The sequence below is a fragment of the Sinorhizobium medicae genome (assembly GCF_007827695.1).
GTDB classification, from domain to species: Bacteria; Pseudomonadota; Alphaproteobacteria; order Rhizobiales; family Rhizobiaceae; genus Sinorhizobium; species Sinorhizobium medicae.
This window is the reverse complement of sequence record NZ_VITA01000001.1, coordinates 72,261-98,378: the sequence shown is the minus strand read 5'-3', so window position 1 is coordinate 98,378 and position 26,118 is coordinate 72,261. Positions and strand designations below refer to the sequence as shown.

Here is a 26,118-nt window from a genome sequence, read left to right as displayed (position 1 = left end):
TCGACTCTCGGATTGCTTAGGATGCGATCTTGCCGGTCGGCCTCGCATCTTGCGAGAGCGCCGCAACGATTTGCGTTGCGGCGCTCTCGAAGACTATTGATCGGTCCCGTGCTTGCGGCTTACTTGCACGCAGCCACGTCGTCCTTGGCGCCCTGGCAGGTCTCTTCCTTGGCAATCCAGCCGGCATCGATGACGACATTGAGATTGTCCCTGGTGATCGCCAGCGGTGCCAGGAAAACGGATTTCATGGCCACGCCCTTGGGGCCGCCGTCAAAGGTCTGGACGCCTTCGATTTCATCCATGGTCTTGCCGGCGGCAAGCGCCGCGGCAATCTCTGCCGCTTTCTTACCGAGTTCGCGGGAGTCCTTCCACACCGAAACCGTCTGCGTGCCGCGAGCGACGCGGTTCAGCGCTGCCTTGTCGGCATCTTGGCCGGACACAGGAACCGAACCGGCAAGGCCCTGGGCGTCGAGTGCCGCGATCGCGCCGCCGGCGGTCCCGTCGTTCGAGGCCACGATCGCATCGACCTTGTTGTCGTTAGCCGTCAGGAACTGTTCCATGTTCTTCTGGGCGTTTTCCGGCTTCCAGCCATCGGTATAGGCCTCGCCGACATTCTTGATCTTGCCCGCATCGATGGCATCCTTCAGGACTTCCATCTGTCCTGAGAAAAGGAAGTCGGCGTTCGGATCGGCGGAGGAGCCCTTGATGAAGACGTAGTTGCCTTCCGGCTTCTGCTTGAACACCTCGCTCGCTTGCAGGCGGCCGACTTCCTTGTTGTCAAAGGTGATGTAGAAGGCGGCCGGGTTTTCGATCAGGCGGTCATAGCCGACGACCGGGATCCCCTCGGCAGCGGCCTTCTCGATAGCCGGACCGATCGCATCGGAGTCCTGCGCAAGCACGATCAGTGCGTTGGCGCCCTGGGCGATTAGCGATTCGATGTCGGTGAGCTGCTTTGCTGCTGAAGACTGTGCATCGGCTGAAATGTATTTGTCGCCCGAGGCTTCCAGCGCGGCCTTGATGGCGGCCTCATCGGTCTTCCAGCGCTCCTCCTGGAAGTTTGACCAGGAAACGCCGATGACGAGATCCTTGGCGATCGCCGCGGAATGCATGGACGCTATGATGGCAGCCCCGGCCATCAGTTTCAAAATGGATTTCATCTTACCCTCCCGTTTTGCCCGGCCGCGCGTAGGAACCTCCCATACGCATCCCCGACGAGCCTTGATCCGCTGCCGTAAACCTCTCCGGTGCTGCGCCCGGCGTTTTTTCTCGACAGTCGAGAAAATAGATGTCAGAGTTTTCCCAGGCTGTCAACAAGGGCTTACCATCGCAGGGGTGATGGCCGCACCGCCTTGAAAATCCTGCGGCAAAGATGGGTGTGCCTTGTCTTGCCGGCCCGCAGATGCTTGGGAGGAGCATGTCTTCGGAAAAGTCGCACCGTCACTGCATGTCGTCTTTCAACCAACCCGGTCACAGGAAAAACATGCAGCAGCCTAAGAAGTTTCGGCGACCGGAGCGCGTCTTGTCAGATGCGCGGCGCTGGGTGAGCCGATGATGCTGACCAAGTCCAGCACCGAACTCGTGCGTCAGCAGAACAGCGCGCTGGTGCTCGCGGCGCTTCGGCGGAAGAGCTCGCTTTCCCACACGGAGATTGCGGCACAGACCGGGCTTGCCTCGGCCACGATCTCCGTTATCACGGCCGAGCTGGAGCGCGCCGGGATCATCGCCAAAATCGAGAGGCATGTGCAGGGCGGTCGCGGCCGGCCGCGGGTTCTCTTCGAGCCGAGACGCGATTGCGGTCACGTGATCGTCGTGCGGATCTCTTCCGACGTGGTGCAATACTCGCTTGCTGATTATGGCGGCATTCTGCTCGATCGTTTCGAGGAGGTGCGCGGTGACCTCGGCGGGACAGCTGCCTTCGGGGAGGTCCTTGCAGCGGCACTTGAACGGTTGCTCCTCCGCTCGAATATATCGAAGGACGAGGTGCTTGCCATCTCGATCAGCAGCAAGGGGCTCGTGGCCGCCGATGGCGCGCGACTTATCTGGTCCCCCGTCTTCGGCGGCGAGCAACTCGATTTCGTGAAGCTGCTGCGTCCTGATTGGCGCGCCAGGATCATGCTCAGCAATGAGTCGCTCCTCGTGGCGCACGCGCTTGCCGTAAAGGAAGAGGAAAAACAGGTCGGTTTCCGCGCGCTCGCCGCCGTGTCGCTCGGACACAGCATCGGCCTCGGCCTTGCCCGAAGGGGCAGCTCCGGTGAGCTCGATGTCTCGGCTCCGAACTTCGGCCATATGCTGCATCAGGATGCCGCCGGGCTCTGCCGCTGCGGCAGTTTTGGCTGCGTCGAGGCCGCCGCCGGTTTCTACGGGATTCTGCGCACGGCCTTCGAGGTGCCCTCCAATACCATCCCAGCCAAGTTCGTGCCGCTTTCGGAGATGGACAAGATCGCCGCGCGTGCACGGCAAGGACATCGGATGGCCGCCTATGCCTTCCGACAGGCCGGCGTTGCGCTCGGCAACGGAATTTCCCGGATGCTCAGTCTCTACGAGCCGATGCCGATCTTCGTGACTGGACCGGGCACGCGCTATTTCGATCTCCTGCAGAAGGGACTGGAGGAGGGCATGGCACATTCGCTGCAGGTGCGCCTTGAGGGCATGCCGCAGATATCGGTGGTCATTGACGAACAACGGCTCGTTCTGGATGGTCATCTCGACCGGGCGCTAGGGGCAATCGACGGCGACATTGCAGCCTCGGGCCACCCATGAGCCCACGCCCGCCCCCATGGTCATCGTGACCATGCGGCCTGGCAAGAAGATTTGCTGCGCCTTAAAGAGGCATAGTGGCTACGCCGAAAAAGGCCGGGAGGTCCCCGGCCATCTCTTTTAGAACAATCGGACCGTCAAGCGACGCTGACCTGACGCTTTTCCGCGACCGAACGGACGGCCGCATCGGCGAGCGCGAGCGCTGCAAGTCCGTCCTCTCCGGACGGTGCGATCTCGGCGCCCTTTTCTATTGCGGCGACGAAGCTTTCGATCTCGTTCGCATAGGCTTCCGTGTAGCGCGTCATGAAGAAATCGTGCAGCGGCGGGCGCGTGTAGCCGTCGACGGTCGCGATCTCGATCGACACGGGACGCTGATTTTCCGCGGCGACTGCGCCCTTGGAGCCGTGGACCTCGATACGCTGGTCGTAACCGTAGGTGGCACGGCGTGAATTCGAGATGATCGCCTGCTTGCCGGAAGCCGTCTGAAGGATGACGGAGACGCTGTCATAGTCGCCGGCTTCGCCGATTGCCTTGTCGACGAGTACGGCCGCAGTCGCGGTGACGGAAACCGGCTCCTCGCCAAGGAGGAAACGTGCCATGTCGAAATCATGGATCGTCATGTCGCGGAAAATTCCGCCCGAGCGCTTGATATAGTCGACGGGCGGCGCCCCTGGATCGCGCGAGGTGATCGTCACCATCTCGACTTCACCGATCCGTCCGTCGTCGATCGCCTTGCGTACGGCCATGAAATGCGGATCGAAGCGACGGTTGAAGCCGACCATCAGCTTGGCCTTGGTCTCGGACACGACCTTGAGGCAGGCCCTGACGCGTTCGACATCGAGATCAACAGGCTTTTCGCAGAAAATAGCCTTTCCGGCGCGCGCGAAGCGCTCGATCAGGTCGGCATGGGTGTCGGTCGGCGTGCAGATCACCACGGCGTCGATGTCGCTTCCCGCCTGGATAGCATCGATCGTACGGACTTCGCAGCCATAGGCGCCGGCGATCGCTTCAGCGGCGGCGGGAAAGGCGTCAGCAACGGCGACAAGGCGCGCATCGGCATTGGCGCTGACAGCCTTCGCATGAACCTTGCCGATGCGTCCGGCGCCGAGAAGACCAAATCTCACTGTCATCTGTATTGTCCTTGAATTCCGGTGTGCGACCGGGTTGGCGCACGATGATCGACGCTCATCGCGCAAAGGCGTCGCGGGGCATCCGCGCAGGAACTGGAATGAAACGGCCAATTACTGCGTGTGCGGAATATTTATTCCAACAAGCTTGGCGCCGTCAAGCCTCCACCGCGAACGGTTCCACCGGTCGGGCCCACGTCCTCGCCTTGGTCTGTTCTCTGGGCAGTTGGATTTGCTCTCGTTGTGGAAATATGCAGTAGATGAATCGGAATTAAGTCTCCCAAAGGAACCAGGATGATCAAATTTATCGATCCGGATCACCCCTTCTATCGTCCCTTGTGGATCCGGCTGCTGATCATCGTGTTCTGCGCGGTATGGACGGCGGTGGAATTCTACGGCGGACAGACGATGTGGGGAACGATCTTTCTCGTGGTAACCGCCTATGCCGGCGCGACCCTTCTTGTTTTTTACCGACCGAAGGAGGAGGAGCAGGGCAAGAGCGGCGCTACCGGCAAGACGAATGAGGGCACGAGTGACGGCACGAACTGACGTCTATTTCGGCATGCTCGGCTTTTTGATCCGCCTGAAAGCCTCGTCGATCAGCATGTTGGCGAGCTTCATGCGCAAAGTCGCATTGAGTCGCGCTTCCGCTGGCAACCTGTCGGGATGGTTCGCTGCGGCGAAACGCCTGCGCCTGGCCGCAAGCGTCAGCGCGGTCTCCGCTTCGCCGAGCGCCAGCTCGGAGGCGACTTCAGCAAGGCTGATGCGCTTTAGAAAATCGGGTATTGCAAAGGGCGCGGGGCTCTCGGTCGGCGTCAGCTCACAATAGGCCTGCTGCACCGTGGTATATAAGTGGCCGCGGTGCCCGACGAGGTCTCCGGGACGAATCCCGAAGTGGTACCGATGACGGTACCAGGCCCGCCAGTTGCCTCTCCCAGCATCTCCGCGTCCTGCTCGTCCCTGAGCCGCTGCAGAACCGACTGGAAAAACGAGATTCCGAACATCATGTCTCCTGAAACAGGCGCTGAATGTCCGAGCATGGCGTCAGAATATTACGCGAAACTGATCATGCCCTGCTTTGCTTCAGAATGAGGTCGTAAAGCAGCTTCGCGCTGGGCGGGAGCGCCCGTCCCTCGGCGGTTATCAGCCCGTAGGGCTTGATGCGGATCGGAAACCCGGTCCGCAATATCTTGATTTCACCGGCTTCGGTGCCGTTTCCGGCCACCAGCCTGGCGACATCCAGCGCAACGGGAGCGATTGCGTTGGTGTTTCGCACGATCGACAGCGTCAGGATGGTCGACGAGGTGTTGATGACCGTTGCCGGAAGTCGCACGCCGGCGGAACCGAAACTGTCCTCTACGGCGCGGCGAAGTAGCGTGCCGGGCGGCTGGAAGACCCAGTCATAGCCCGGGAGATCGTCGGCACTGACCGACGCCTTCTCCAGAAGAGGGTGACCCTCCCGAACGATCAGGCAGACTTCCTCGAAGCCCATCTCGATCAGGTTGAACAGTCGCGGATTGAGGTCGTCCGGAATTCGTCCGATGATGAAATCGTGACGAGCCGCGAGAAGCTCGCGCGTCAGCACATTGCTGTTGTCGATCTGTACGTTGATCTCGATGCCTGGATAGGCCGTCGACACCTGCCGGATCGCCGGGACTGCAAGATTGAGGGCCGGGCCGGTGACGGAGCCCAGTGAAACCGATCCGCCGCTGCCGGTTTTCAATTCATTGATCTCGCGCGCGGCCTCGCGCAACTCAAGGAAAATGGTGCGGGCGCGGCGTGCCAGCGCTTCGCCGTAGCGGGTCAGCTCGACGCCGCGCGCCACCCGCTCGCAGATCGGCGCCTTGGCGATCGCCTCGATCTCGGCGAGCATGCGCGAGGCTGCCGGTTGCGAGATCCCAAGCGAATCGGCTGCGGCGCTGATGCGCCGGTGGTCGTCGATCGCCAGGACGAGCCGCAGATGGTTGATCTTCAACCCCGATCGGAAAAGTCCTGTTTCGAGGAGTTCTCCCGCGGGCCCGGACGCATTCGGCCTGCCTTCGAGCATTCCAATCGGTTCCGTTTTCAAGAATTTCAAAAATCACACTCTTTCAAGGTGGTATATCAATTTTGGTATGCATGCAAAGCGATATTGTATTTGACAGTTATGGCAATTGATTCCAGTTTCGAACCATATGCGCCGGCGCATGCGGGAGTATGTGAGACGGGGAGGGCTTCCTTCATCTTGAACCACCGCCGGGGATGATCCTCCGCGACGGTGGTCGCAGCGCATAGACGGGGGGCCCTGCGCCTGCCGGTTCAACACTCAGGGAGAGATCTGATGAAATTCTTTACTTCGCTTCTCGCAGCTGCGGCGATGACGGTCGCCGGCTTCGCTGCGCCGGCAGTCGCCCAGGACAAGGGCATGGTCGGCATCTCCATGCCGACAAAGACGTCGACGCGCTGGATTTCCGACGGCGAAACCATGGAGAAGCTGTTCAAGGATGCAGGCTATACGCCGGACCTGCAATTCGCCGACGACGATATTCCGAACCAGCTCGCGCAGATCGAGAACATGGTGACCAAGGGCGCGAAGGTCCTCGTCATCGGCGCCATCGACGGCACGACGCTCTCCGACATTCTGCAGAAGGCCGCCGACGCCGGCGTCAAGGTCATCGCCTATGATCGCCTGATCCGCGATTCCGGCAATGTCGACTACTATGCCACCTTCGACAACTTCCAGGTTGGCGTCCTGCAGGCGACCTCGCTCGTCGAGGGTCTGAAGCTCGACAGCGCGACCGAGCCGAAGAACATCGAACTTTTCGGCGGCTCGCCGGACGACAACAACGCCTTCTTCTTTTACGACGGTGCAATGTCCGTTCTGCAGCCTCTGATTGACAGCGGCAAGCTTGTCGTCAAGTCCGGCCAGATGGGCATGGACCAGGTCGGTACGCTGCGCTGGGACGGTGCTGTGGCTCAGGCCCGCATGGAAAACCTGCTGTCGTCGGCCTATACCGATGCGAAGGTCGACGGCGTTCTGTCGCCCTATGACGGTCTGTCGATCGGCATCATCTCTGCTCTCAAGGGCGTCGGTTACGGCTCCGGCGACATGCCGATGCCGATCGTCACCGGTCAGGACGCCGAGCTGCCTTCGGTCAAGTCCATCCTTGCGGGCGAACAACATTCCACGGTCTTCAAGGACACCCGTGAACTCGCCAAGGTCACGGTCAACATGGTCAACGCGATCATGGACGGCAAGGAGCCGGAAGTTAACGACACCAAGACGTATGAAAACGGAGTCAAGGTCGTTCCGTCCTATCTGCTGAAGCCCGTTTCCGTAGACAAGTCGAACGCCAAGGACGTTCTTGTCGGCTCCGGCTACTACACGGAAGATCAGCTCAACAACTGATGCGGCGAACCGAGAGGGTGCGCGACAGGCTCGCGCGCCCTCTTAATCCACGCGGCATGCGTCTCTTTGCAATGTCGCTGTAGCACTTTGACCCGCCGCGTGGTTTTATTTCGTATCGGAGCCGGTCGAAAGAACCGCGCAGCACGGGAGAGCGCCTGCATTCTCTCTGAGACTGCAGCTGGAATGGCTGAGTATGGACAATATCATTCTTGAAATGCGGGGCATTACGAAGACGTTTCCGGGCGTCAAGGCCCTGGACAACGTCTCGTTCAAGGTCCGCGAAGGCGAAATCCACGCGCTTGTCGGAGAAAATGGCGCCGGCAAGTCGACCTTGATGAAGGTGTTGAGCGGCGTCTATCCGGCCGGGACCTACGAGGGCGAAATCCATTATGACGGAAAACTTCGCCAGTTCAGCACGATTTCGGACAGCGAAGATCTCGGCATCATCATCATCCACCAGGAGCTGGCGCTCGTTCCCCTGCTTTCGATCGCCGAGAACATCTTTCTCGGCAACGAGGTGGCCGAAAAGGGCATAATCCATTGGCCGCAGACTTTCGCACGCACGCAGGAGCTCCTGAAGAAAGTTGGACTGAACGAGTCGCCGGCGACGCTGATCACCGACATCGGCGTCGGCAAGCAGCAGCTGGTGGAAATTGCCAAGGCGCTTTCCAAAAAAGTGCGCCTGCTTATCCTCGACGAACCTACCGCATCCCTCAACGAAAACGATTCCGACGCGCTTTTGAAGCTGCTCATGGAATTCCGCAGCCAGGGCATGACGTCGATCATCATTTCTCATAAGCTCAACGAGATTAAGAAGGTTGCCGACCAGATCACCATCCTGCGCGATGGCGGAACGGTGGAGACGCTCGACTGTCACAAGGAGGAGGTCGGCGAGGACCGGATCATCAACGGCATGGTCGGCCGCGCCATGGAAGACCGCTACCCGCCGCGCGAGCCGAAGATCGGCGACACGCTGCTCGAGGTGAAGAACTGGAACGTCTACCATCAGCATCACCGCGACCGGCAGTTTCTGCACGATGTCAGCTTCAAGGTTCGCGCCGGTGAGGTCGTAGGCATCGCCGGACTGATGGGCGCCGGCCGAACCGAGACGGCGATGAGCATCTTCGGCCGGTCCTGGGGACACAAGATCACCGGTGACGTGACGATGCGCGGCAAGCCCGTGGACGTGAGCACGATCCCGAAGGCGATCAAGGCGGGCCTTGCCTATGTGACGGAAGACCGCAAACAGCTTGGCCTCGTGCTGATCAACAACATCATGCACAACACCACGCTTTCCAATCTCGGTGCGGTTTCCTCGAACGGCGTCATCGACGAGCGAAAGGAGGCTCGGGTCGCCTCGGACTATCGCTCCAAGCTGCGCATCCGTTCGCACTCTATCTATCAGGAGGCGGTCAACCTGTCGGGCGGCAACCAGCAAAAGGTCGTCCTGTCCAAGTGGCTGTTCACCAATCCCGAAGTGCTCATACTCGACGAGCCGACCCGCGGTATCGATATCGGCGCGAAATATGAGATCTACACCATCATCAACCAACTCGCAGCCGAGGGCAAAGGCATCCTCATGATTTCGTCGGAGATGCCGGAACTGCTCGGAACCTGCGATCGCATCTATGTCATGAACGAGGGCCGCATCGTGGCGGAGCTTTCCAAGGAGGAAGCAAGCCAGGAATCGATCATGCGCGCCATCATGCGTTCAGGGGAGAAACACTAATGGTCGCCGATACGAGCACCCAAACCACCAAACCGTCTATCGGTGACTACCTCAGGAACAATATTCGCGAATACGGCCTGCTGGTCGCGCTCGTGATCATCATGCTGTTCTTCCAGTTCGTCACCAACGGCGTCTTGTTCAGGCCGGTCAACATCACCAATCTGGTGCTGCAGAATTCATTCATCGTGATCATGGCCCTGGGGATGCTTCTGATCATCGTCGCAGGGCATATCGATCTTTCGGTCGGCTCCATCGTCGCTTTCATCGGCGCGATCTCGGCCATTATGCTGGTCAAATGGGGGCTGCCGGCCTTTGTCGTCGTACCTGCCTGTCTCGTCGTTGGCGGCATTATGGGAGCTGCGCAGGGATATTGGGTTGCCTACCAGAAGATCCCGGCCTTTATCGTGACGCTGGCGGGCATGCTGGTCTTCCGGGGTATGACCTATGTGGTCCTCGGCGGGCGCCCCATCGGCCCCTTCCCGAAGGAGTTCCAGATACTCTCCACGGGTTTCGTTCCGGATTTTCTCTACTTCCTCAATCCGAGCCCCGACCTGATCAAGAACATGGTAGCGCTCGTGGCCGTGCTGCTGCTGGTCGGCTATGCGATTTATGCGGGCCTGCGCAATCGCCGGATCAACGAACAGCATGGTAGCGAGAACGAGCCCTTCATCTTCTTCGCCATCCAGATGGCCGTGATCGGCGTCGTTGCGCTCTTCATCGGCTTTCAGCTTTCGACATATCGCGGCCTGCCCAACGTTCTCATCGTCATGGGCGTGCTGATCGCCCTTTATACCTTCGTCACGTCCCGCTCGACGGTTGGCCGACGGATCTACGCAATGGGCGGAAACGAGAAGGCTGCCAAGCTCTCCGGCATCAATACCGAGCGGTTGACCTTCTACGCCTTCGTGAACATGGGCGCGCTTGCTGCGCTTGCCGGCATGATCATTACGGCGCGCCTGAATTCGGCAACCCCGAAGGCCGGCGTCGGCTTCGAACTCGACGTGATCGCCGCCTGTTTCATCGGCGGCGCTTCCGCCTCGGGCGGCGTGGGCAAGATCACCGGCGCGGTGATCGGCGCTCTCATCATGGGCGTCATGAACAACGGCATGTCGATCATGGGCATCGGCATCGATTACCAGCAGTTGATCAAGGGCCTTGTGCTGCTCGCAGCCGTGTTCTTTGACGTCTACAACAAGAACAAGGGCAAGGGCTGATCGGTTCCGGTCAGCGCTCGATGATCGCAACAGAGAGAGGCGGCACTGCCGCAGCAACTGGGTGGCGTGAGCCAATCCCGAGGCGGAGCGTTGCCCTTTCCGGGAGGAAAGGCGTCGCGAGGCCAAGTCATCAGGAAGGATAGAAGGTGCTGATTTCTCAGGTCAGGAAAGAAGACGGTTCGATTATCGTCGCGGTGCGGGTCCCGGGCGAGACGGCGCATGCCGTCAGGGGAGCCGAAAGCGTCTATGCTCTTGCGATGGAGGCTGCCAACACCGGCAGGAGTCTTAAGGATATCATCGACGCCAGGGGACTTGACGAAACGATCGACCTCCAGGAGGCATATTCTCAGGGGCGGCTGCTTTCGCCGATCACCCATCCCGATCCCGCCCATCTCCATATGACGGGTACCGGGCTGACGCATCTCGGCTCCGCCGCAACGCGCGATGCGATGCACAAGAAGGCCACGGAAGCCGCCGAGGAAACGCTGACCGACTCGATGAAGATGTTCCGCATGGGGCTCGAGGGCGGCAAGCCGATTCCGGGCGAGCGCGGCGTGCAGCCTGAATGGTTCTACAAGGGCAATGGCACATCGGCTGTAGCGCCGGGGGAGCCGCTGGTTTCACCATCCTTTGCGGAAGATGGGGGCGAGGAGCCTGAAATGGCCGGCATCTATGTGATCTCCGACAAAGGTGTCCCTTACCGCCTCGGCTTCGCCGTTGCCAACGAGTTCTCCGACCACAAGACCGAACGGGTCAACTATCTGTGGCTGGCGCATTCCAAGCTCCGGCAGGCGAGTTTCGGCCCGGAAATCCGTATAGGCGCGGCTCCAGAGGATATTCGCGGCGTTTCGCGTATCCATCGCGGCGGCGAGGTCCTGTGGGAAAAGCCGTTCCTTTCCGGTGAGGCGAACATGTCGCACAGCTTTGCCAATCTTGAATATCATCACTTCAAGTACGGCATATTCCGTGCACCGGGCGATGTGCATGTTCACATGTTCGGCACGGCAACGCTCTCCTTCGGCGACGGCATCCGCACGGAAGAGGGGGACGTATTCGAGATCGAAGCCAAGGAATTCGGCCTGCCCCTGCGCAATCCCCTGGCAATCGCGGCAGAGGAAGAGGTCGCTGTCCATCAGCTCTGACCTATCTCCCATGGCAGGCGCGTGCCGTAACCCGGCCGTCGCGCTTGCGGAAGAAGACAAGGAAGCGGAAGCCATGACACTTCACCAGAACCTGATCGCCGGCGAATGGGTCGGCGAAGACGGCGTTGCGAACGTCAACCCGTCGAACACCAATGACGTCGTCGGAGATTATGCCCGCGCCAGCGCCGAAGACGCGAAAGCCGCGATTGCGGCGGCCAAGGCTGCCTTTCCCACCTGGTCGCGCTCCGGCATCCTCGAGCGCCATGCGATCCTGAAGAAAACCGCCGACGAAATCCTCGCCCGCAAGGACGAGCTGGGACGGCTGCTGTCGCGTGAGGAGGGCAAGACCCTCGCCGAGGGGATCGGCGAAACGGTCCGGGCCGGTCAGATCTTCGAATTCTTCGCCGGCGAAACTTTGCGCCTCGCTGGCGAGGTCGTCCCATCGGTCAGGCCGGGCATCGGCGTCGAGATCACCCGCGAGCCGGTCGGCGTCGTTGGCATCATCACGCCCTGGAACTTTCCCATCGCCATTCCCGCCTGGAAGGTCGCTCCGGCGCTCTGCTACGGCAATACCGTCGTCTTCAAGCCGGCGGAACTGGTACCGGGCTGTTCATGGGCGATCGTCGATATCCTCCATCGTGCGGGCCTGCCAAAGGGCGTACTGAACTTCGTCATGGGCAAGGGTTCGGTCGTAGGCCAGGCAATGCTCGACAGCCCGGACGTTCAGGCGATAACCTTCACTGGCTCGACCGCAACCGGAAAACGGGTCGCAGTCGCCTCGGTCGAACATAACCGCAAATACCAGTTGGAGATGGGAGGCAAGAACCCGTTCGTCGTTCTCGACGACGCCGATCTTTCCGTTGCCGTCGAAGCGGCAGTCAATTCCGCCTTTTTCTCGACCGGTCAGCGTTGCACCGCCTCCTCGCGGATCATCGTCACCGAGGGCATCCATGACCGGTTCGTCGCCGCCATGGGCGAGCGGATCAAGGGTCTCGTCGTCGACGACGCGCTGAAGGCCGGCACCCATATCGGACCGGTGGTCGATCAGAGCCAGCTCAATCAGGACACCGACTACATCGCCATCGGCAAGAAGGAGGGCGCGAAGCTCGCCTTCGGCGGTGAACTGGTCTCGCGTGACACGCCCGGCTTCTATCTGCAGCCGGCGCTGTTCACCGAGGCGACGAACGATATGCGTATCTCCCGCGAGGAAATCTTCGGACCTGTCGCAGCCGTCATCCGCGTCAGGGATTACGATGAAGCGCTGGCCGTCGCCAATGACACGCCCTTCGGTCTGTCTTCGGGTATCGCCACCACCAGCTTGAAACACGCGACGCACTTCAAGCGCAATGCCGAGGCCGGCATGGTGATGGTCAACCTGCCCACGGCGGGTGTCGACTTCCACGTGCCGTTCGGCGGCCGCAAGGCTTCCTCCTACGGTCCTCGCGAGCAGGGCAAATACGCCGCTGAATTCTACACCAATGTCAAAACCGCCTACACGCTGGCTTGAACAGATAAGAGCGGGATGCAGGCGGAAAGCCGCGAAAGACATCCTCATCCCGCTCGCAAGCCGACGTTATTTCCGCCCGCGCCTGGGCCATAAGGAAGGAAGAAATGAAGAAGAAAGCTGAGTGGCCGCGCAAGCTCCGTTCGCAGGATTGGTTCGGCGGTACTGGCAAGAATGCCATCATGCATCGCTCCTGGATGAAAAATCAGGGGCTTCCCGCTGACACTTTTGACGGGCGGCCGATCATCGGCATCTGCAATACCTGGTCCGAGCTCACGCCGTGCAACGCGCATCTTCGCGACCTTGCAGAGCGCGTGAAGCGCGGGGTCTACGAGGCGGGGGGCTTCCCGGTGGAATTCCCCGTCTTTTCGACCGGGGAAAGCACACTTCGCCCGACGGCGATGATGTTCCGCAACCTCGCGGCCATGGATGTCGAGGAATCGATTCGCGGCAATCCGATCGACGGCGTCGTGCTGCTCGGCGGCTGCGACAAGACGACCCCCAGCCTCCTGATGGGAGCGGCCAGCGTCGACATTCCGGCGATCGTCGTTTCCGGCGGTCCCATGCTCAACGGAAAGTGGCGCGGCAAGGATGTCGGTTCGGGCACCGCGATCTGGCAATTCTCGGAAATGGTCAAATCCGGTGAGATGACGCTGGAGGAGTTCATGGACGCCGAGCAGGGCATGGCCCGTTCCGCGGGAAGCTGTATGACCATGGGTACGGCCTCGACCATGGCGTCGATGGCCGAAGCGCTCGGCATGACCCTTTCGGGCAACGCCGCCATTCCGGCGGTGGATGCGCGCCGTCGGGTTATTTCGCAGCTTACCGGACGCCGCATCGTCGAGATGGTCAAGGAGGATCTGAAGCCCTCCGACATACTGACCAAGGAGGCATTCGAGAACGCTATCCGCGTCAACGGCGCCGTCGGCGGCTCCACCAATGCGGTGCTGCATCTTCTCGCGCTGGCAGGTCGCGTCGGCGTTGATCTATCGCTCGACGACTGGGACAGGCTCGGCCGCGACGTGCCCACCATCGTCAACCTCCAGCCCTCCGGCAAGTATCTGATGGAGGAATTCTATTATGCCGGCGGCCTGCCGGTCGTGATCAAGGCGGTCGCGGAGATGGGCCTGCTGCACAATGATGCCATCACCGTCAGCGGCGACACGATCTGGAACGACGTCAAGGGCGTGGTCAACTACAACGACGACGTGATCCTGCCGCGGGAAAGGGCGCTCACGAAATCGGGTGGTATCGCAGTGCTGCGCGGCAATCTCGCGCCGCGCGGCGCCGTCCTGAAGCCATCAGCTGCCTCGCCGAACCTGATGCAGCACAAGGGCCGCGCGGTCGTTTTCGAGAGCATCGAGGATTATCACGCACGCATCAACCGTGAGGACCTCGACATCGACGAGACCTGCATCATGGTGCTGAAATATTGCGGTCCCAAAGGCTATCCCGGCATGGCCGAGGTCGGCAATATGGGTCTGCCGCCCAAGGTTCTGAAAAAGGGAGTGACGGACATGATCCGCATTTCGGATGCGCGTATGTCGGGCACGGCCTACGGTACGGTCATACTCCATACCGCGCCGGAAGCGGCGGAAGGCGGTCCCTTGGCGCTCGTGGAGAACGGCGATCTGATCGAGGTCGACATCCCGAACCGCACGCTGCATCTCCATGTTTCCGACGAGGAACTTGCGCGTCGCCGCGCGGCCTGGGTGTCGCCGGTCAAGCCGCTGAGCGGCGGCTATGGCAGCCTCTATATGAAGACGGTCATGCAGGCCGACGCCGGCGCCGATCTGGACTTCCTTGTCGGCCCACGTGGCGATCGCATTCCGATGGATCGAGACAGCCATTGATACCGTAGGGCGCAGCGCGTCCTGGCAGACGCGGGAAGGGCGCCTTGCCACTCTGATTTGCTGCGCGGCGGTGTGAAAACCACCGCGCAGTTTCCTGCATAGGGCGATTTTCCGGCCGGCTTGCCGGTAGGTAAGTTGTTACTGATTTATTCGCGAAACTTATTCGCGTGTTCGGACTTATCCTCGATCGGGCAATCGCATCGGACCCAAGGAGGAAATGTGCATGCCGAATAAAGCCCTTGTTCTGTCTGTCGGTCTGTTGACCAGCCTGGCCTTTTCCCCGTCTTTTGCCCAGAACGTCGGCGGGAACGGAGGATTGAATGTTGGAGTCTCGTTGGGAGGCTCGAACGGCGTAAACGCCAATGTCGGCGCTTCCCTTGGCGGCTCCAGAGGTGTCAATGCCGACGCCGACGCTTCCGTCGGAGGATCGCGCGGGGTGAACACCTCGGCGACTGCATCCGTTGGCGGTAGCCGCGGTGTAAACGCCGATGTCGATGCAAGCGTCGGAGGCAGCCGCGGGCTCAACAGCAATGTCAGTGCAAATGTCGGCGGCGGTAACGGCATCGACGCCGATGCGAACGTCTCGCTCGGAGGCCGTCGCGGTCTCAACACCAACTTTTCTGCTAATGCCGGCGGCGGCAGCGGTGCGGGGCTGGGCGTCGGGCTCGGGCTCGGGCTCGGCGGCAGCTCTGCCGGGGGGGTCGGACCCGGCAATGGCGGTAGTGCACCAGGTGTCGGTGGCGGGGCCGGAATCGGGGCTCCCGGCCAAAGCGCGGTCGCAGCTTTCAATGCCATGTCCCCCAGCGAGCGCCGCACGGTGCTGAAGCGTTGCCGTGATGTCGTCAACGGTGGCTATGACAGGGGTTTGGTCGCGCTGTGTCGACTGCTGCAGTCGACTGCATCGCGCTAAGGTCCGCGCCAGATTTTGCCCTCTCATCCGCTTTAACCCGAGAACCAACCCTCTTCCCGTTCTAGCGGGGAGAGGGGTCTCCGGCAGGCCGATGAGGGCGCGTCATCGGCACGGCAGATGAGCGACCGGCTCCGATGCTAATCCTAACATTGAACCTGGCGCTGCGCCTGCTTTTCGACGGTAAGGGCCACCTTCAGTGTCTCCGCGCCGAAACCGTGCACCAGCCCCGAGACCGGCGCTGCGTCGCGATAGCAGAGGCCCGAGGCGATGCGGACATAGCGGTCGTCCGGGCAGACCTTGTTGGCGGCATCGAAGCCGACCCATCCGAGGCCGGCAATGTGTATGTCGGCCCAGGCGTGACTTGCCGTCTGCTCCGTACGGTCCTCCATCATTAGATAGCCGGAGACGTAACGAGCCGGCAGCCCCAGCGTGCGGGCGGCTGAGATCAGAACATGGGCATGGTCCTGACATACGCCCTTGCCACGCTCCAGGGCTTCTTCCGCCGTGGTCCCGACCTGCGTCTCGCCCGGCTCATATCTGACCGCAGCATGGACAAGTGCCATCAGGGAATGCATGCGTTCGAGCTCGCTGCTGCCAACCGCCGCCTTCGCAAGCTCGCGGACGCGCTTGCCGGGCTTGCTGAGCGGGGTTTCGCGCACGTAAAGCCACAGAGGCGCGAACGAATGGTGCAGGCCGAAAACGCCGGCCCGGTCTTCCGTCTCGACTTCGCCCTGCGCTTCTATGCGAAGGACAGTTCGATCGGCGTCGACGCTGACAAGATGCGTGCGGTTGCCAAACTGGTCGTCGTAGCTCACTTCGATCGCGGCGCCGTCCACCAGCGTCTTCCAGTTGAGGACGGTTTGACCAGGCAGATTTACCGGCGTGAGACGCAGGCGCTGCAGCGCGTATTGTACCGGTGCGTCGTAGCGATACTCGGTCGTATGGCTGATTTTCAGGTGCATTTCCGTTCCTTCGATCACTTCAGGAAAACCGTGTCACGGTTTTTCCGGAAGCGCGTAATTCCGCTCAGTGGTAGAACCGGTAGCCATCGGAAATTTCCTGACCCAAGCGATTGTTCTGGCTGATGAAATCCTCGAGATACTCGTGCAGGCCACGATCCATGATGTTGGCGATCGATTGGCTGCGCAGAAAACCAAGGGTCCGCTCAGCCGTCTCGTGCGCGGCGTGCCGTTCGCCGTATTCGCGCGCGAGATAGGCGAGGTTGGAGACGATCTTCTCGTAGCAATAGGCGAGTGAGCGCGGCATGCGGCCGTTCGCGATCAGGAAGTCGGCGATGTTGGCGGGCCTGAGTTCGGCATCATAGACCCAGCCATAGGACCGGTGCGCGGAAACCGAGCGAAGAATCGATTCCCATTGGACGTTGTCGATAGACGAGCCGACCGCGGAGATCGCCGGCAGGAGCACGTAATATTTGACGTCGAGAATACGGGCTGTGTTGTCCGCCCTCTCGATAAAGGTGCCGATACGCGAGAAGTTGAAGATCTCGTTCCTGAGCATCGTGCCGTGAAACGCGCCCCGGATCAGCCCCGTTCGCCGCTTGATCGTGTCGATTATTTCCGGCATGTCGGTGGTCCTTGCCCTTCTTGCGAGGATTCCCTTCATCTCGATCCAGCATTCGTTGATCGCTTCCCAGGTCTCCCGCGTCAGGGCCGTGCGGACCATGCGGGCATTGTTGCGGCCCTCCTCGATGCAGGAAATGACGCTTGAAGGGTTGGCGCGGTCGCGCAGAAGGAAATCGATGGCGTCGCCACTCGTCAGCCCTTCATGAACCTGATCATAGAGTCCGCGCACGCCGGCACTTTGAAGCACTCCGTCCCAGTCGTCCTCGGCCGACTCGCTGCGGGTCAGCGACATGCGCAATCCTGCATCGATAAGGCGGGCACTGTTTTCCGTCCGCTCGATATAGCGGAACATCCAGTAGAGGCCGTTTGCAGTTCTTCCCAGCATCGCCTCAGTCCTCCAGCACCCAGGTATCCTTGGTCCCGCCGCCCTGGCTGGAATTCACCACCAGAGAGCCCTCCTTCAAGGCGACGCGAGTCAGGCCGCCCGGAATGATCTGAACCTTGTCGGAGACGAGCACGTAAGGACGCAGGTCGACGTGGCGGGGCGCAATGCCCTTCTTTACCATGATCGGTACCGTCGACAGCGACAAAGTCGGTTGCGCTATGTAGTTGCCGGGGCGGGATTTGAGCTTTTCGGCAAAAACTACGCGTTCCTTCTTGGTGGCCGTCGGGCCGACCAGCATGCCGTATCCGCCGGAGCCGTGAACCTCCTTGACGACGAGCTCAGCCAGATGCTCGAGCACGTATTTGAGGCTGTCGGGCTCCGAGCAGCGCCACGTCGGCACGTTTTCCAGCAGCGGCTTGCGCCCCGTGTAGAACTCGATGATTTCCGGCATGTAGGAGTAGATGGCCTTGTCGTCGGAAATGCCGGTGCCGGGCGCATTGGCTATCGTGACGTTTCCGGCACGGTAGACATCCATGATGCCCGGTATACCGAGGGCGGAATCCGATCGGAAGGTGAGCGGATCCAGGAAATTGTCGTCGACACGCCGGTAAAGAACATCGATCGCCTCGTAGCCGCGGGTCGTGCGCATCTTCACCTTGCCGTCGATGACGCGCAGATCCGAACCCTGGACCAGTTCGACACCCATCATGTCCGCGAGGAAAGCATGCTCGTAGAAGGCGGAATTGTAGATGCCGGGGGTCAGCACGGCCACGCGGGGCTTGCCGTTGCAGCCCGCAGGGGCGAGCGACGAAAGGCTCTGGCGAAGCAGATAGGGATAATTCTCGACCGGACGCACCCGGTTCTGGTGGAAGAGCTCCGGAAACATCTGCATCATGGTTTCGCGGTTCTCCAGCATATAGCTGACACCCGAAGGCGTACGCGCATTGTCCTCCAGAACATAGAACTGATTTTCGCCGGTGCGCACGATATCGGTGCCCACGACGTGGGTGTAAACGCCACCCGGCGGGCGAAAGCCGATCATCTGCGGCAGGAAAGTGTCGTTCTTCTCGATCAGTCCGCGTGGGATGCGACCGGCGCGAATGATCTCCTGTTTGTGGTAGATGTCGTCGAGAAAAGCGTTGAGCGCCAGCACCCTTTGTTCAATGCCTTGCGCGAGCCGTCTCCATTCACGGCCGGAGATGATGCGGGGAATGAGATCGAAGGGAATGAGCTTCTCGGAGGAATCGGCGTGTCCGTAGACTGCGAAGGTGATGCCCGTCTTACGGAAGATCTTCTCGGCTTCCTTCGATTTTGCGATGAGCCGGTTTCTGTCCTGATTTGAATACCATTGGTGGTAGGTCGAATATGGTTGGCGCGGGCTGCCGTCCGCATCGATCATTTCGTCAAATGCCAAATTCGCGTCCCCTTATTTTCGACCATTTGAATACAACGCAAAGTGCAATGCAAGAAGCGTGCGCGTTTTCGGTCCAGGAATTTTCGGGAGCGTGGTGCCGAGAAAAGGCTTGGCGCAGCGCCGTTTCGTCATGAATCCGTGACCGGAGCGCTGCCGAACGACCCTGCCGACGCCTTGGGAATAGGCGATTGCCCAAATTTAGGGCGCCCGGTCTGGTTGAGCATTTCGAGGAGCGGGTCGCGCCAACCGGAGGGCGTTTTCTTCATTCATCTTTCTGTGACAAAAACCGGGACGGCGCAGAATCGAGAGGCGGCAGACCCGACTGTGCTGCTGCCGTGTAGAATCAACCGCACGCACTTTCTCTCACCCGCACTGAAGCTAACCATCAGAAAAATTCTTTTGACCGAAAGCGACACCCGCTCTATCGCGGCAGCGCGATCCCGTGCGGATCGTCGTGGATCCTTCGCTCAGGAAAACATCATGCTTGCTCGCCTGGCTCCGGCCATTTTCGTGCTGCTCTGGTCGACAGGCTGGGTCGTTGCAAAATATGCCGCTTTCTTCGCGGATCCCCTGACCTTTCTCGCGCTGCGCTACAGCTTCGCCATTCTACTCTTCGTTTGCTTCTGTCTTCTGAGCGGAGCGCGCTGGCCGCGTTCACCGACGGCGATCGGCCATGCAATCGTGTCAGGTATCTTTCTTCATGGCCTCTATCTCGGCGCGGTATGGTGGGCGATCGGGCAGGGTGTGCCCGCGGCGATCTCAGGGATTATTGCCGGCTTGCAGCCGCTGATGACGGCTGCGGTCGCGCCATGGCTGATCGGCGAAAAACTGAACGGTCAGCAGAAGCTTGGCCTTGTCCTCGGTTTCTGCGGCATCGCGCTTGCAGTTGCGCCGAAAATGCTGGCGATCGATGCTTCCGCAACGCCAATCCACCTGTTGCCCCTGGCGGTTAACGTCGCCGGCATGGCGGCCGTCACCTACGGCACGCTTTATCAGAAGCGGTATCTTCAAAATGGCGATCTACGGTCGATTGCGGCTTTGCAATATGTCGGAGCGCTCATCGTCACCATCCCGCTCGCGCTGATGCTCGAGAACCTGCATGTCACCTGGAACCTCGAGCTCGTCGCGGCGCTCGCCTGGTCGGTTCTGGGTCTTTCGATGGGAGCGATCGCACTCCTGCTCTATCTTATTCGCCGCGGACAGGTGTCGCGCGCTGCATCGCTCATCTATCTGGTGCCGCCGCTTGCGGCCGGCGAAGCTGCGCTGTTTTTCGGGGAGGCCCTGACCGTGCCAATGATCCTTGGCACGATCATCGCGGTAGCGGGGGTATACCTCACCAATCGTAATGCCGCCGAGCCGGCGCCGAGCGCCGTGCTGGACACGCAAAGACCGCTCTGAGGTTCTCGCACCTGCTGACGGAAGCCGCTGCACTTCTCCAAACGGAAAAGCGGCGGGCTTCCGCCCGCCGCTTTCAAGTATTCCGATGCTTCACGAGCGTGCCTTACCCTCGCGGCGCGCGATTTTCCGCGCGGCGCATGCCCCGGGCGCCTTCATTGCGGTTGCTGGGCTGGCCTTCATTGCCGCGCCGGCCGTCACGCTTCGGGCCCGGACGGCCATGGTGCTTCTTGGCTTCGTGGTTGCGGTTGCCTTCCGGACGACCGTCCTGGCCCGGAGCACGATGATCGCGGCGCTCGTGCTGTTGCGAACGGTCGTCGCGCAACAGTTCGTCGCCGGCGAAGCCGCCGGCTGCCGACTGGCGTTGTGGCCGATCCCGGCGAGGTCCGCCCTGGCGCTGTCCTGCGCCATTGCCGCGGGACTGGGCGTTGCCGCGACCGCCGCGTCCCTTGGACGGGCGGGCCTGGTCGGCCGGAACTTCTCCGCTGGCGACGGCAATCTCGATGCCCATCAGCTTTTCAATATCGCGCAGCAGCCGGATTTCGTCCGGGGCGCAAAAGGCGATCGCAATACCGTCGCGGCCGTTTCGGGCCGTGCGGCCGATACGGTGGACATAAGCGTCGGCCACCTCCGGCAGGTCGTAGTTGTAGACATGCGTCACGCCGGGAATGTCAATGCCGCGTGCGGCGACATCGGTCGCCACGAGTACACGGATTTCACCATCGCGGAAGGCTTTCAGAGCGCGCTCTCGCTGGCCCTGGCTCTTGTTGCCGTGGATCGAGGCGGCCTTGAAACCGACCTGGTCCAGATGCTTCATCAGCTTTTCGGCGCCATGCTTGGTGCGGCTGAAGACCAGCGACAATCCGTCCGGATTTGCGGTCAGCGTCTGTTTGAGGATTGTCGTCTTCAGGTCCTTGCCCGGAACGAAGTGGACATATTGCTCGACCTTGTCGGCCGCCTTGCCGGGCCGCGTGACCTCGACCTTGACCGGATCGGTGAGATATTCGCCGGCAAGCTCGGCGATCAGCTTCGGCATGGTCGCGGAGAAGAGCAGCGTCTGACGATTCTTCGGAACGAGCTTCGCGATCTTGCGCAGGTCGTGAATAAAGCCGAGGTCGAGCATCTGGTCGGCCTCGTCCAGGACGAGGTAGCGTCCCTGGGTGAGGGTCACAGCCTTGCGGGAGATGAGATCCAGCAGACGGCCGGGCGTTGCGACGAGAATATCGACGCCGCGCGCCAGCTGTTCGGTCTGCTTGTTGATCGACACGCCGCCGACCACGACTCCGACTTTAATCGGTGTCTTCTTCACGAAGAGTTTAAGATTGGTGGCGATCTGGTTGACGAGCTCTCGGGTCGGCGCAAGGATGAGGGCACGGATGTTGCGCGGATCGGGGCGTTTGCCGTCGGCCTGAAGCTTTTCGATCATCGGCAGGCCAAAGGCGGCCGTTTTGCCCGTGCCCGTCTGGGCGAGGCCGATGAGATCGCGGCCTTGGAGGACAAGCGGAATGGCCTGGGTCTGGATGGGCGTCGGCTTCTCGAAACCGTTGGCGGTCAGTGTCGCCAGGATCTCCTGCGAGAGGCCGAGCTCTTTAAATGTGGACAAAGGGATATACCTTTCGGGGACGCCAAAAGCATCCGCCGGAATCGCCCTTTGCAATTCCGGTGTGATCTGGCGTCAAGAACCCCGCGTGAATTGGGAACTTGTGGGTTAATAGAAAATCGTCAGGCGCCTGTGCTGCCGCGGAGTGCGGACATGTTTCGCGCTTTTCCTTCTTCACGGCTTCAAAGTTTTGCCGAGGGCGCGCTCACGCGGCGGCCGGAAGGTGACGCAGGCCTTAGATCGTTGTTTTAAGCCGGAAAGTCAAGCGGCATCTTTTGCAAGTGCGAACACGCCTTTCATCCTTGGCGTGTGGGCGCGTTCGAAGCCGCCCGGTGATGCGGCACAATGCGCAGCGATCACAATGCTTTCAGGTCGATCCAACCCCAAAGCACCGTGATCCGGAGGCCGCGCATGAGCTATGTCCCTTGCGGAAGAAGGAACTGGGCGTACAATCCGGCCGTTAGGCTCGCGATGGGACATAGCTGGCTGGTGACGAGCCGATGATGCGCGCAGGGCGCGTGACACCGATTGCGACAGATCTCCGGCGGCAAGGAACCGGATGCGGTCTCAGCCGTTCTGTCCGCGGGCCCCGCTGACCTACCTGCCATCTACACGGGAGACAATAGTGCGAAACCGGATCTGGATACTGGCAGCCGATGGAAACACGGCGCGCATCGTAAAAGACGTCAACCTGCTGAAAGACGGTAGGCAGCAGCCAGAGGTGGAAACATTCCAAATCGAAACCAAACGCCGCCAGGACATCATGGCCGATAAGCCCGGACGCAGTCATTCGTCGGCCGGTCATGGTCGCTCTGCAATGGAATACAGCAGCGATCCCGTGCGCGAGGAGCAGCATCGTTTCGCCATGGAAATCGCCGGGAAGCTCGAACACTATGCCGATGAGCGTGCGTTCGAGAACCTGGTGATCTGCGCTGCGCCGAGAACACTCGGCGACCTCCGAAAGCTGCTTTCTCACCAGGTCAAGGAAAAGACTCTCGCGGAGATCGACCGCAATTGCGTCTCCGTTCCGACCGATCAGTTGATCGCGACGGTCAAGTCGGTGGTCTTCCCGGGATAGGCGCAGCCGGATTTTCGCGCGCCTGGATCATGAACGTGATCGCTTCCAAAGAGTTAGAGCGCGGTGCGGGCGGAGATCCGCGCTCGCTTTTCCTCATATTGCTGGCTTTACGCCGCGTAGCATCTCTCGCTTTCCGGCAAAACCGGGGCGACGCTCGACGGCGAACCCTGCTGCGGCCAGATTGCGCCGTACGAAGCCGGCCGCGGCATAGGTCGCGAAGCTGCCGCCGCCGACGGTTCTGTCGAATACCAGCTGCATCAGCTCTTTCGACCACATGTCCGGATTGCGCGAGGGCGCGAATCCATCGAGATACCAGGCGTCGAAATTGGGAGGGGACGTCGAGACGCCGCCGAACGCCGCGCCGATAACGACGGTCAGGCGGACTTCTGCGGTGAAGTCAATGTCCACGCGGGCGACCGGGTCCGTCGGCCAATTGGCGACAAGCGCTTGCCGCTCCTCGTCGATTTCCGGCCAATGTGCCAGCGCACGGTCGATCTCGCCGGCGTGCATCGGGAAGCGCTCGAAGGAGACGAAATGGAGACACTTCCGGGGCGCAGGCACCCGCTTCCATTGTCGCCACGTCTCGCAGAAATTAAGCCCGGTGCCGAAGCCGAGTTCGCCGATGGTCATTGCGCCGCCGGACCCCCAGCGTTCGGGCAGTCCGTTGCCGGCAAGGAAGACATGGCCGCATTCCAGCCGTCCGTCGGTACGGCAATAAAAATGGTCGCCAAATTCCGTCGAATAGGGCATATCGCCCTCGTGCCATTCGAGGTTTTGCCGCGAGGGTGAAGGGCTCTTGCCGGGATCGGTTCCTGTCATGGTGAACCCGATAATTCTACCGTCCGGGAAGGTCAATCTATGTGCGAAGTTTTGATCGTGGGCGGCGGCATCATGGGCCTGTGGGCCGCTGTGATGGCTGGGCGCGCCGGCTTTACGACGCGGCTTCTCGAGCGATGGCGGATCGGTTCCGGCGCGAGCGGCGGTTTCCTCGGCGCGCTCATGCCGCATATGCCTGACCGTTGGAACGAGAAGAAGCAGTTTCAGTTCGATGCCCTGGTGTCGCTCGAAGGCGAGATCGCCGAGCTTGAAGCCGCAACCGGCCTCTCGGCAGGCTACCGCCGCTCCGGTCGGGTCATGCCCATTGGGAGAGCACATCTGCGCGAGATCGCCCACGGCCGTGAGCGGGATGCGGCACAGAATTGGCGAGGGCCGGCACACCAATACCTTTGGCAGGTCGGCCACGCCGATGAAGGCGGTTGGCCGGCCGCCGATGCGGCGCCCTTCGGTATCGTCCAGGACACGCTGGCCGCGCGGGTGGCGCCACGCAACCTTCTTGCGGTGCTGCGTGCCGCACTGGACCAATTTCCGCATGTTCAATGCGAGGAAGGTGCGGAAGTCGTCTCGATCGAGCCGGCACGCGGCCGGCTTTTGCTCGCGGACGGGCGCGCTTTGACCTTCGATCGCCTGATCCTCGCCGCCGGCGTCGCAAGCTTCGGCTTCATCGATGGTCTGACACAGCCCAGGCGGTCTGCAAGCGGCGGTGCCGTCAAGGGCCAGGCAGCGCTGTTTCGCGCCGATGTCGACAAAGCCTTGCCGATCATCTTTACCGAAGGGCTTTATATCGTTCCGCACGAAAACGGACAGGTGGCGGTCGGCAGCACGAGCGAAAGCCGGTTCGACGACCCCAATTTTACCGATCGTCAGCTTGATGCCCTGCTTGCGCGCGCAATCGATATCGCGCCCGTTTTGCGTAGCGCCACGGTAATCGAACGCTGGGCGGGCCTGCGTCCCAGGGCGACAGGGCTCGAGCCCATGGTTGGTCGTCACCCGGATCACGAAAGGCTTTTCGTCTTGACCGGGGGCTTCAAGGTGAGCTTCGGGCTGGCGCATGCATTGGCACGATCCGTGGTGGAAGAGATCGCCGGCGGCGGCATGAACGCCTTGCCTGAGAGCTTTCAATGTGCGCATCACGTCGCCGCCCTGCGCTAGTCTGGGCGACGCGCGCTTCACGACGGCGTTACGGGCCGCGAAATTCGTCAATCTGTCACGCAAATCACTTAACACGCGGGCCATTGGATTATTCGCTTCCACGGACTTCCGGAGCATGCCTCATGCGCTACGCGATCTGTTTCACCCCGCCGATGGGAGACCCGCTTTCTGTCACGGCTGCCAGTTGGCTCGGCCGCAGCGTGTACACCGGGGAGCCGGTGGAACTGCCGTCGATTGCCGGTCTGGCCGTGTCAGATATAGCATTTCACACCGCCGTTGCGCGCCGCTTCGGATTTCATGCGATGATCATGGCGCCCTTCTGCCTGAGGCCCTGCATGGACGAAGCGCAGTTGCTCAAGGCCATGATGCTCTTCACGAGTGACGAAACGCCTTTTGAAATCGAACGGTTGGAGGTCGCGCGTCTCAGCCAGTGCTGGGGGCTGATGCCGCAGATGCCGAGCCAGCCGATGCATCTGCTCGCCGCGCGCGTCATCCAGGCGTTCGATCGGTTCCGCTCTCCACTCAGTGAGGAAGACATCGAGCGAGCGGACCCCGACAGGCTCACGGCTCCACAGTTCACCAATCTGCATCGGTGGGGCGACCCCCATGTGATGGACGAGTATCGTTTCCACATGGCTTTGACCGGGCCCTTGAATGCCGACGCCGGACGCCGGGTGGAGGCACCCTTGCGCCAACTTTTCGAGTCGTTGCTGATCGAACCCCTTTTGATTGGCAGCCTGGCTCTGTTCATCGAGCACGAACCCGGAGCTCCAATGCGCGTGCATTCGCAGCATCCGCTTGGCAAGGTTTCCGCGCGCCCGCGCGGCGACAAGGCCAGACATCTTGTTGCGGCGCGGTCAGTTCAGGATGATGCCGCAACACCGCCAGCCCCGGTGACGGCCGGAATTTCCAGCGGCCTGGCGTTTAGAGCGGGATGAACAAGGTGCGTGCGGTTTTCCGCCCGCGTGCCGCGCTGAGTAATCGAGGATTCTATTCCCGATGCCGCCATTTTTCACCTCGACAATCCCATGCGCGGTGCTACCGTTCCGG

General features: G+C 61.1%; 22 protein-coding genes. 13 read left to right on the top strand and 9 right to left on the bottom strand.

The features are described 5' to 3' along the window. Positions 1-119 precede the first annotated feature (119 nt). Positions 120-1,157 carry a D-xylose ABC transporter substrate-binding protein gene (xylF, locus tag FB009_RS00475; RefSeq protein ID WP_018209898.1) on the bottom strand — a complete coding sequence of 346 codons (1,038 nt, stop codon included), beginning with the start codon at positions 1,155-1,157 and terminating at the stop codon, positions 120-122. 394 nt (positions 1,158-1,551) lie between these two features. On the opposite strand from xylF, the gene FB009_RS00465 reads away from it, so the two are divergent. Continuing rightward, entirely contained in the window at positions 1,552-2,760 is a 1,209-nt protein-coding gene (locus FB009_RS00465) for an ROK family transcriptional regulator (protein ID WP_186447658.1), read from the top strand. 134 nt (positions 2,761-2,894) lie between these two features. Here FB009_RS00465 and iolG read toward each other — a convergent pair whose 3' ends face one another. Beyond that, complete coding sequence (gene iolG / locus FB009_RS00460; protein WP_018209896.1) at positions 2,895-3,887, bottom strand: inositol 2-dehydrogenase; 993 nt, start codon at positions 3,885-3,887, stop codon at positions 2,895-2,897. A 291-nt stretch (positions 3,888-4,178) separates the two neighbouring features. On the opposite strand from iolG, the gene FB009_RS00455 reads away from it, so the two are divergent. Then, positions 4,179-4,433: a hypothetical protein gene (locus tag FB009_RS00455; RefSeq protein ID WP_012061403.1), complete on the top strand. Its 255-nt coding sequence runs from the start codon at positions 4,179-4,181 to the stop codon at positions 4,431-4,433. Between the two features lie 3 nt (positions 4,434-4,436). Here FB009_RS00455 and FB009_RS33875 read toward each other — a convergent pair whose 3' ends face one another. Further along, entirely contained in the window at positions 4,437-4,724 is a 288-nt protein-coding gene (locus FB009_RS33875) for a hypothetical protein (RefSeq protein WP_234824697.1), read from the bottom strand. 226 nt (positions 4,725-4,950) lie between these two features. Continuing rightward, positions 4,951-5,931 carry a LysR family transcriptional regulator gene (locus tag FB009_RS00445; RefSeq protein WP_028053375.1) on the bottom strand — a complete coding sequence of 327 codons (981 nt, stop codon included), beginning with the start codon at positions 5,929-5,931 and terminating at the stop codon, positions 4,951-4,953. Between the two features lie 273 nt (positions 5,932-6,204). On the opposite strand from FB009_RS00445, the gene chvE reads away from it, so the two are divergent. The 7 genes from chvE (at position 6,205) to FB009_RS00410 (ending at position 15,624) form a co-directional block, all read left to right on the top strand. Beyond that, positions 6,205-7,272: a multiple monosaccharide ABC transporter substrate-binding protein gene (gene chvE, locus FB009_RS00440; RefSeq protein WP_012061406.1), complete on the top strand. Its 1,068-nt coding sequence runs from the start codon at positions 6,205-6,207 to the stop codon at positions 7,270-7,272. A 193-nt stretch (positions 7,273-7,465) separates the two neighbouring features. After that, a complete protein-coding gene (gene mmsA / locus FB009_RS00435; RefSeq protein ID WP_012061407.1) occupies positions 7,466-9,001 on the top strand; it encodes a multiple monosaccharide ABC transporter ATP-binding protein in 1,536 nt (511 codons plus the stop codon). Continuing rightward, positions 9,001-10,215 carry a multiple monosaccharide ABC transporter permease gene (mmsB, locus tag FB009_RS00430; RefSeq protein ID WP_018010105.1) on the top strand — a complete coding sequence of 405 codons (1,215 nt, stop codon included), beginning with the start codon at positions 9,001-9,003 and terminating at the stop codon, positions 10,213-10,215. The genes mmsA and mmsB overlap by 1 nt, the downstream gene beginning before the upstream one ends. A gap of 146 nt (positions 10,216-10,361) precedes the next feature. Then, complete coding sequence (gene araD1, locus FB009_RS00425) at positions 10,362-11,357, top strand: AraD1 family protein (RefSeq protein ID WP_012061409.1); 996 nt, start codon at positions 10,362-10,364, stop codon at positions 11,355-11,357. Between the two features lie 73 nt (positions 11,358-11,430). Further along, positions 11,431-12,864, top strand: coding sequence for an aldehyde dehydrogenase family protein (locus FB009_RS00420; RefSeq protein WP_127580446.1), 1,434 nt, complete (start codon positions 11,431-11,433; stop codon positions 12,862-12,864). A 104-nt stretch (positions 12,865-12,968) separates the two neighbouring features. Continuing rightward, entirely contained in the window at positions 12,969-14,714 is a 1,746-nt protein-coding gene (gene araD / locus FB009_RS00415; protein ID WP_012061411.1) for an L-arabinonate dehydratase, read from the top strand. 223 nt (positions 14,715-14,937) lie between these two features. Then, a complete protein-coding gene (locus tag FB009_RS00410; RefSeq protein ID WP_101795416.1) occupies positions 14,938-15,624 on the top strand; it encodes a hypothetical protein in 687 nt (228 codons plus the stop codon). 143 nt (positions 15,625-15,767) lie between these two features. On the opposite strand, the gene FB009_RS00405 is transcribed toward FB009_RS00410, so the two are convergent. From FB009_RS00405 to FB009_RS00395, 3 genes are all read right to left on the bottom strand, one after another. Further along, positions 15,768-16,586, bottom strand: coding sequence for a transglutaminase family protein (locus FB009_RS00405; protein WP_012061413.1), 819 nt, complete (start codon positions 16,584-16,586; stop codon positions 15,768-15,770). A 64-nt stretch (positions 16,587-16,650) separates the two neighbouring features. Beyond that, a complete protein-coding gene (locus FB009_RS00400; protein WP_018209890.1) occupies positions 16,651-17,592 on the bottom strand; it encodes an alpha-E domain-containing protein in 942 nt (313 codons plus the stop codon). A 4-nt stretch (positions 17,593-17,596) separates the two neighbouring features. After that, positions 17,597-18,991: a circularly permuted type 2 ATP-grasp protein gene (locus FB009_RS00395; protein ID WP_186447657.1), complete on the bottom strand. Its 1,395-nt coding sequence runs from the start codon at positions 18,989-18,991 to the stop codon at positions 17,597-17,599. A 495-nt stretch (positions 18,992-19,486) separates the two neighbouring features. On the opposite strand from FB009_RS00395, the gene FB009_RS00390 reads away from it, so the two are divergent. Beyond that, positions 19,487-20,404, top strand: coding sequence for a DMT family transporter (locus FB009_RS00390; RefSeq protein ID WP_012061416.1), 918 nt, complete (start codon positions 19,487-19,489; stop codon positions 20,402-20,404). 103 nt (positions 20,405-20,507) lie between these two features. Here FB009_RS00390 and FB009_RS00385 read toward each other — a convergent pair whose 3' ends face one another. Then, complete coding sequence (locus FB009_RS00385; RefSeq protein ID WP_012061417.1) at positions 20,508-22,004, bottom strand: DEAD/DEAH box helicase; 1,497 nt, start codon at positions 22,002-22,004, stop codon at positions 20,508-20,510. 622 nt (positions 22,005-22,626) lie between these two features. On the opposite strand from FB009_RS00385, the gene FB009_RS00380 reads away from it, so the two are divergent. Beyond that, on the top strand, positions 22,627-23,079 hold the full coding sequence (locus tag FB009_RS00380) for a host attachment protein (protein ID WP_024312158.1): 453 nt from the start codon (positions 22,627-22,629) through the stop codon (positions 23,077-23,079). A gap of 93 nt (positions 23,080-23,172) precedes the next feature. Here the strand turns inward: FB009_RS00380 and mnmD are convergent, their stop codons facing one another. Beyond that, positions 23,173-23,898 carry a tRNA (5-methylaminomethyl-2-thiouridine)(34)-methyltransferase MnmD gene (gene mnmD / locus FB009_RS00375; protein ID WP_018209888.1) on the bottom strand — a complete coding sequence of 242 codons (726 nt, stop codon included), beginning with the start codon at positions 23,896-23,898 and terminating at the stop codon, positions 23,173-23,175. A 39-nt stretch (positions 23,899-23,937) separates the two neighbouring features. Between mnmD and FB009_RS00370 the strand changes: the two genes are divergently transcribed. Further along, positions 23,938-25,068, top strand: a complete 1,131-nt coding sequence (locus FB009_RS00370; RefSeq protein ID WP_012061420.1) for an NAD(P)/FAD-dependent oxidoreductase — start codon at positions 23,938-23,940, stop codon at positions 25,066-25,068. Between the two features lie 122 nt (positions 25,069-25,190). Next, the gene (locus FB009_RS00365; RefSeq protein WP_012061421.1) at positions 25,191-26,006 is read left to right on the top strand and encodes a DUF1045 domain-containing protein; all 816 of its coding nucleotides are present in this window, start codon (positions 25,191-25,193) and stop codon (positions 26,004-26,006) included. Positions 26,007-26,118 lie beyond the last annotated feature (112 nt).